General features: G+C 64.4%; 5 protein-coding genes and 1 pseudogene. 1 reads left to right on the top strand and 5 read right to left on the bottom strand.

The window, feature by feature from the left end:
• Positions 1 to 87: 87 nt before the first annotated feature.
• Positions 88 to 1,107 carry an integron integrase gene (locus tag NFV80_RS01745; RefSeq protein WP_295330705.1) on the top strand — a complete coding sequence of 340 codons (1,020 nt, stop codon included), beginning with the start codon at positions 88 to 90 and terminating at the stop codon, positions 1,105 to 1,107.
• A gap of 99 nt (positions 1,108 to 1,206) precedes the next feature.
• Here NFV80_RS01745 and NFV80_RS01740 read toward each other — a convergent pair whose 3' ends face one another.
• The 5 genes and pseudogenes from NFV80_RS01740 to NFV80_RS01720 all read right to left on the bottom strand — a co-directional run.
• Positions 1,207 to 2,745: a DUF1254 domain-containing protein gene (locus NFV80_RS01740; protein ID WP_296757628.1), complete on the bottom strand. Its 1,539-nt coding sequence runs from the start codon at positions 2,743 to 2,745 to the stop codon at positions 1,207 to 1,209.
• A gap of 305 nt (positions 2,746 to 3,050) precedes the next feature.
• On the bottom strand, positions 3,051 to 3,953 hold the full coding sequence (locus tag NFV80_RS01735; RefSeq protein WP_295330701.1) for a DMT family transporter: 903 nt from the start codon (positions 3,951 to 3,953) through the stop codon (positions 3,051 to 3,053).
• Between the two features lie 3 nt (positions 3,954 to 3,956).
• Positions 3,957 to 4,682 (bottom strand): ABC transporter ATP-binding protein, encoded by a 726-nt coding sequence (locus NFV80_RS01730; protein ID WP_295330717.1) that lies wholly within the window; start codon positions 4,680 to 4,682, stop codon positions 3,957 to 3,959.
• Positions 4,682 to 5,515, bottom strand: a complete 834-nt coding sequence (locus tag NFV80_RS01725; protein WP_295330699.1) for an ATP-binding cassette domain-containing protein — start codon at positions 5,513 to 5,515, stop codon at positions 4,682 to 4,684. Before NFV80_RS01725 ends, NFV80_RS01730 begins: the two co-directional genes overlap by 1 nt.
• Positions 5,512 to 6,174, bottom strand: a pseudogene (locus tag NFV80_RS01720) (branched-chain amino acid ABC transporter permease); the annotation flags it as partial. The gene NFV80_RS01725 and the pseudogene NFV80_RS01720, both read right to left, overlap by 4 nt.

The following is a 6,174-nucleotide window of genomic DNA, read 5'->3' as shown; positions in this document are numbered from 1 at the left end:
ATCCTACTTGACGCAAAGCTTTGCGTCATTATACTGTATGGATGTACAGCCATCGGAAAAGTCTCGGACAAAACAGTGAGGTGCGCCATGGACTCGTCCACTAAAATTTCCGGCAATTGCGTCAATGCCCTCCCGGCTCCGCCACCACCCCGGCGCCTGCTCGATCAGCTCAGCGACCGCATCCGGCTGAAGCATTATAGTCTACGCACGGAGCAGGCCTATTGCGGCTGGGTGCGACGTTTCATCCTCTTTCACAACAAGCGGCACCCGCGTGAAATGGGGGCGCACGAGGTCGAGGCGTTTCTCACTCACCTTGCCGTCGCGGGGCGTGTTTCGGCATCGACTCAGAACCAGGCGAAGAGCGCCTTGCTCTTCCTCTACAAGGAGGTACTGGTAACCGAGTTGCCGTGGCTGGATGACGTTGAATCGGCGAAGGCTTCGAAACGCTTGCCGGTCGTTCTCACGCCTGAAGAAGTCCAGCGCCTGCTGGTGCTCATCGAGGGCACCGCCGGCCTGATCCTGCGGCTGCTCTACGGCACCGGCATGCGCATCATGGAGTGTCTGCGTTTGCGGGTGAAGGATGTCGACTTTGCGCGCGGCGAGATCCTCGTGCGCGAAGGGAAAGGTTTTAAGGACCGGGTGACGATGTTGCCCAACACGCTCACCGCCCCGCTGAAAAGTCATCTGGCAAGGGTGAAGGCGCTGCACGACGAGGACCTTGCTGCAGGTTACGGCGAAGTGTACCTGCCGTGGGCGCTGGCGAGGAAGTATCCGAATGCCGCACGCGAATGGGCGTGGCAGTATGTCTTCGTCGCCGCCAGGCGATCGGTCGACCCACGCTCCGGAGCGGTACGCCGACACCACGTCGAAGCCCAGAGCATTCAGCGTGCAATGCGCAACGCGCTACACCAGGCTGCCATCAGCAAGCCTGCCACTCCGCACACCCTGCGCCATTCGTTTGCCACTTGTCTGCTCGAAAGCGGCTATGACATTCGCACCGTTCAGGAGCTGCTCGGCCACGCCGACGTGGCGACGACGATGATCTACACGCACGTGCTCCATCGCGGCGGTCGAGGCGTTCGCAGTCCGCTCGACGCGCTGGCATGACAGGCGCTGCCAGCCGCTTGGATAATGGACGCCGCGGCAGCCTCCCCTCCCCCCGACGCCGGTAGCGGCGGCAGACCCCACCACCGCCACCGGAACCCGTCACTGCACCTCGACCAGCGCGGGCGGCTGCCAGGTGCCTTCCCCGGGCGGCAGGATCGACGGCGGCTCGGTCTTCGGCCAGTAGAGCCGCATCGCCAGGTAGATCGGGCCGTCCGGCGCCGGCAGCCAGTTCGACTCCTTGTCCTTACCCGGCGAATCCTTCTGGATGTAGATCGTCACCGAGCCGTCCTTGTTCTTCTTCATCGACGGCAGCATCGGCGAGTTGATCAGATAGCGGTCGATCGGGTTCTTGATCAGCAGCTGGGTCTTGCCGTCGTACATCGTCACCGACCAGAAGGCGTTGACCGGCGGATACTGGTCCTTGGCGAAGGTCAGCGTGTACTTGTGCCTGGCGCCGTCGAGTTCGGTGCCATCGGCCAGCTTCTTGGTCATCGGGTACATTGCCTCGACGGCGTCGTTGCCGTAGATGCCGGCGCGGGCGGCCGCCGCGCGCAGCAGCCAGTTGCCGTTGTAGAAGGCGCGGTCGCCGAAGGCCGAGGCGACGCGCCAGCCGTTGATCGATTTGCCCATTGCCGCCACTGCCTCGTCGACCTTCCTGCTGCCTTCCATCAGGCCGAGCAGGATCGCCGCCTTGTGTTCGGCCGAGAGGTCCTTGAAGGCGAATTTCTTGCCGGGGCCGATGCCGATGGTCGCGAGCCGGGCGCGAATCGCGTGCTCCTCCGGTCCGGCCGGTGCGAACTGCAGCGCAAAGTCGAGGTAGTCGAAGAACTCGGTGGTGACGAAAATCTTGTTCTCGAGCTTGTCGATCGCATCGACCAGGTCGTTGCGCGGCTTGACGGCGTCCTTGCCCAGCGTCGGCCAATCCGGAGTCGGCGCCGCGGGCGGTGGCGGCTGCTTGAGGTACGCCGACAGCGGCTGCGCCTTGTAGCCGGCCTGCACCTGCTCGACGTTGGGCATGTCCTTGGCGTCGAAGAGTTGGGTGCGGAAGATCGCGGCCGAGAATTCGGTCGACGACCGGAGAACCTTCTTGATGCCGGCCGGCGTCTCGCCCTGCCAGCCGGGACCGACGATCAGGTAGTCGCCGGCATCGCTGCCGGTGGCGCGGCTGCCGATGTAGCCGTAGTTGAAGGTGTTGCCATCATTCAGCATCACCGAGTAATAGCGCTTCTTGTCGACCGACGGCACCGATATCACCATTGGCTCGGCACGCAGGTCCATCCACAGCATCGAGTAGGGCGTGTCGCTGTTGGGCGTGATGACCGCAGTGTCCTGGTAGGTGTACACACGGTGCTCGTTGTGTAGCGTGTTGAACGGCATCTTCCATTGACCGGAGTTCCTGTCGATCACGTACTCGTACATGACGGCATAGTTCATGACGACTGGCAGGCCGTAGATGAAGCCTTCTTCGGCGATCGCCTTGACCTCGGCGATACCCGGCGCGGGAATGCCCTTGGCAGCATCCTGTTTGGCCGCTTGGCTGATCGCGTCATCCTTCTTGCCGCAACCCGCGACGAGGGACACGACCAGCATGGCGGAGAGCGCCCACTTGCCGAGCCCGTTCCTTGACTTGTACATCATTGTTTCCTTTCGAGATCTCGATAGATGGAATCCATGTTCTGCTGCAAAGCGGGGCGGCCATCAGCCCATTGGGGTAACCGCCGCTTCGCTTCGGCAGGATGACCTTGTCGGTGCATCGATGAACCAAAGGACAGGAGCGATGGCTGGAGACGAGCGTGACGCAATCACAAGAGGAAGAAGCGTGACCTTTCTTCCGCGCGGGAGATTTTCTCACAGATCGGCAGTGGACCCGGTCGGCGCCGTTTGGCCATGTCACGGCTCCTTCTTCCCACGACCAGACAAATTGACCGAAAGGGCGTGCCGGCTTATCGGCCCTCCCCCTTCGCCGCCAGATAAATCCCCGCGAGCAGCAACACGAAACCGACCGCCTGCACCGGCGCAAACGATTCTCCGAAGAAGATCCACGCCAGCAGCGCGCTTCCCACGGGTTCGCCGAGTGTTACCACCGCGATGAAGGTGGGCGAGACGTGCCGCAGCGACCAGTTGTACGAGGTATGTCCGAGCAGCTGCGGTCCGAGCGCGAGACCGAGCGCGACGAGATAGGCGGCCGGCGCATAACCGACGAGCGGCGTGCCGCTGCCCTGGCAGGCGAGCAGCAGAAAGATCGCTGCGCTGCCATAGGCCAGCCAGACGTAGGCCGGCAACGGCAGACTGGCGCGCAGGCGGCGCCCGATCAGCAGGTACGCCGAAAAACACCAGCTGCCGGCAACCGCCAGAAAGTTGCCGAGCAGCGGGTTGCGCCCCGGCGCGCTCGTCTGGTTGTCACTCCAGAAGATCAGCGCGCTGCCCGAAAGCGAGAGGAAGATGCCGACCAGCATCAGGCGGCTTGGCCGATCGCCGAACAGGAAGTAGGAAGCGACGCCGATCCACAGCAGGTTGGTCGTCACCAGCGCCGTGCTGCTGGCCACCGAGGTGTATTCGAGCGAAGTGATCCAGGTGGCGAAGTGCAGCGCCAGGAAGAAGCCGGCACCGCCGGTGAGCAGCCCCTGCCGCCCGCTCAGCGCGCGCAGCGTGCGCGCCGACTGCCAGAGCGCAAGCGGCGTGACCAGCAGCGCCGCCAGGCCGAGGCGCAGCGTCGCGATGGCCAGCGAGGGCAAGCCATGGGCCTGTGCCATGCGCGCCAGGATGGCGCCAAACGAAATCGCCAACAGGCCGATGGCGAGAACGAGGAAAGGTAGCCAGCGTGGCGGCGTCTTGCCCCCGTCCACGGATCAGGCAGCCGTCGCGGCGTGACCGCCTTCGAGGTACGCGGCGTGCACCTCGGAGTTGGCGAGCAGTTCGCGGCCACTGCCCGAGAGGACGATCTGGCCATGCTGCAGGACGTAGCCGCGGTGCGCGACGCGCAGCGCGTGGTGTGCGTTCTGTTCGACGAGCAGGATGGTCATGCCGTGCTCGCGGTTGAGTTCGCGGATGATCTGGAAGATCTTCTTGATGTACAGCGGTGCGAGGCCAAGCGAGGGCTCGTCGAGCAGCAGCAGTTGCGGCCGGCTCATCAACGCGCGCGCAATCGCCAGCATCTGCTGCTCGCCGCCGGAGAGGGTGCCGGCGCGTTGCTGGCAACGCTCCTCGAGAATCGGAAACAGCGTGTACATGCGCTTGAGGTCGACCTCGAAGTTCATCGCCTCGCCGAGCACGGCGCCCATCTGCAGATTCTCGAGCACGCTCATGCGGGCGAAGATGCGCCGCCCCTCGGGAACCAGCGCGATGCCGCGGCGCGCGATCTCGTGCGTCGGCAGCTGGGTGATGTCTTCGCCGTCGAAGACGATGCGCCCGGAGGAAGCGCGCGGCTGACCGAAAACGCCCATCATCAGCGTCGACTTGCCTGCGCCGTTGGCACCGATCAGGGTGACCACCTCGCCGACCTGCACCTCGAGGTCGACGCCGTGCAGCGCGTGGATATGTCCGTAGTGGGCGTGCACGCCCGAAAGTCGCAGCATCATCGGGCCGCCTCCGCCTGCAGTTGTTCGTCTGCGTCCTCTTCTCCGAGGTAGGCCTTGATCACGTTCGGATCGCGCTGGACTTGCAGTGGCGTGCCTTCGGCGATCTTGCGCCCGTAGTTGAGCACGCAGATGTGATCCGAGACGTTCATGACGACGCTCATGTCGTGTTCGATCAGCAGGATGGCGATGCCTTCATCGCGCGCCAGGTGCCTGAGCAGTTCGTTGAGCTCGGCCGATTCGCGCGGATTGAGGCCGGCCGCGGGCTCGTCGAGGCAGAGCAGCAGCGGATCGATGCACAACGCACGGGCGATCTCGATACGCCGCTGCATGCCGTAGGGCAGGTCGCCGGCGGCCGAATCGGCCTGCTCGATCAGATTGAGGTGTTTCAACCAGCCGACCGCCTTGTCGATCGCCGCCTGCTCGGCGCGGCGGTAGCCGGGCAGGCCGAACAGGCCCGCCAGGGAGAAGCGCGACGCCCGCTGCAGCATGTTGTGCTGCGCGACGATCAGATTTTCGAGCACGGTCATTTTCGGGAACAGGCGGATGTTCTGGAAGGTGCGCACCACCTGCGCAGTCCGCGCCACCTGGTGGCTGGCCAGTTCTTCGAGGCGCATGACGCCGCGCTGCGGATGATTGAGACGGATGCTGCCGACGGTCGGCTTGTAGAAGCCGGTAAGGCAGTTGAAGAAGGTCGTCTTGCCCGCTCCGTTCGGGCCGATGACGCCGGTGATCCGGCGCGCGGCGACGTCGAGCGAGAGGTCGTCGATTGCCAGCAGACCGCCGAAGCGCATGCTCAGGCGCTCGACACTGAGCAAGGGAGCCGGGCTCATCGCCCTGCCCCCGCAGCCGAGTAGCGCAGCGTCGGTTCGCGATGCGAGAGGATGCCGCCGGGCTTCCAGACCATGATCAGGATCATCGCCGCGCCGAAGATCAGCATCCGGTATTCGGCGAAGTCGCGCCCGAGCTCGGGCAGCAGGACCAGCACCAGCGAGGCGAGGACGACGCCGAGCTGGCTGCCCATGCCGCCCAGCACGACGATCGCGAGGATGATCGCCGACTCGTTGAATGTGAACGATTCGGGCGAAATGAAGCCCTGGCGGGCGGCAAAGAAAACGCCGGCAAAACCGCCGAGCATGGCGCCGAGCGCGAAAGCGGAAAGCTTGACGTTGCGCGCGTTGATTCCCATCGCCTTGCAGGCGATCTCGTCCTCGCGCATCGCCTCCCAGGCGCGGCCGACCGGCAGCTTGCGCATCCGCGAGACGAACAGGTTGGTGAGCAGCGCGAGGCCAAGAATCAGGTAGTAGAGAAAGATGATCCGGTGGTTCGGCACATATTCGAGCCCGAAGAACGAGGCGAAGGTCGGAGCGTCGCCGGGTGGCTTGAACGGCAGGCCGAAAAACGACGGGCGGGGAATCGACGTGATGCCGTTCGGGCCGCCGGAAAGCTCGGTCCAGTTCACCAGGATGACGCGAATGATCTCGCCGAAACC

Source organism: Accumulibacter sp. (assembly GCF_023806565.1).
Classification (GTDB): domain Bacteria; phylum Pseudomonadota; class Gammaproteobacteria; order Burkholderiales; family Rhodocyclaceae; genus Accumulibacter.
The sequence above is the reverse complement of the archived record's forward strand: the minus strand, read 5'-3'. Positions and strand labels throughout refer to the sequence as shown.

What these genes read in the sequence shown, in the direction of transcription:
- NFV80_RS01745 (WP_295330705.1), top strand. Translation starts at nt 88, where the DNA reads ATGGACTCGTCCACTAAAATTTCCGGCAATTGCGTCAATGCCCTCCCG.
- NFV80_RS01740 (WP_296757628.1), bottom strand. Translation starts at nt 2,745, where the DNA reads ATGATGTACAAGTCAAGGAACGGGCTCGGCAAGTGGGCGCTCTCCGCC.
- NFV80_RS01730 (WP_295330717.1), bottom strand. Translation starts at nt 4,682, where the DNA reads ATGCTGCGACTTTCGGGCGTGCACGCCCACTACGGACATATCCACGCG.
- NFV80_RS01725 (WP_295330699.1), bottom strand. Translation starts at nt 5,515, where the DNA reads ATGAGCCCGGCTCCCTTGCTCAGTGTCGAGCGCCTGAGCATGCGCTTC.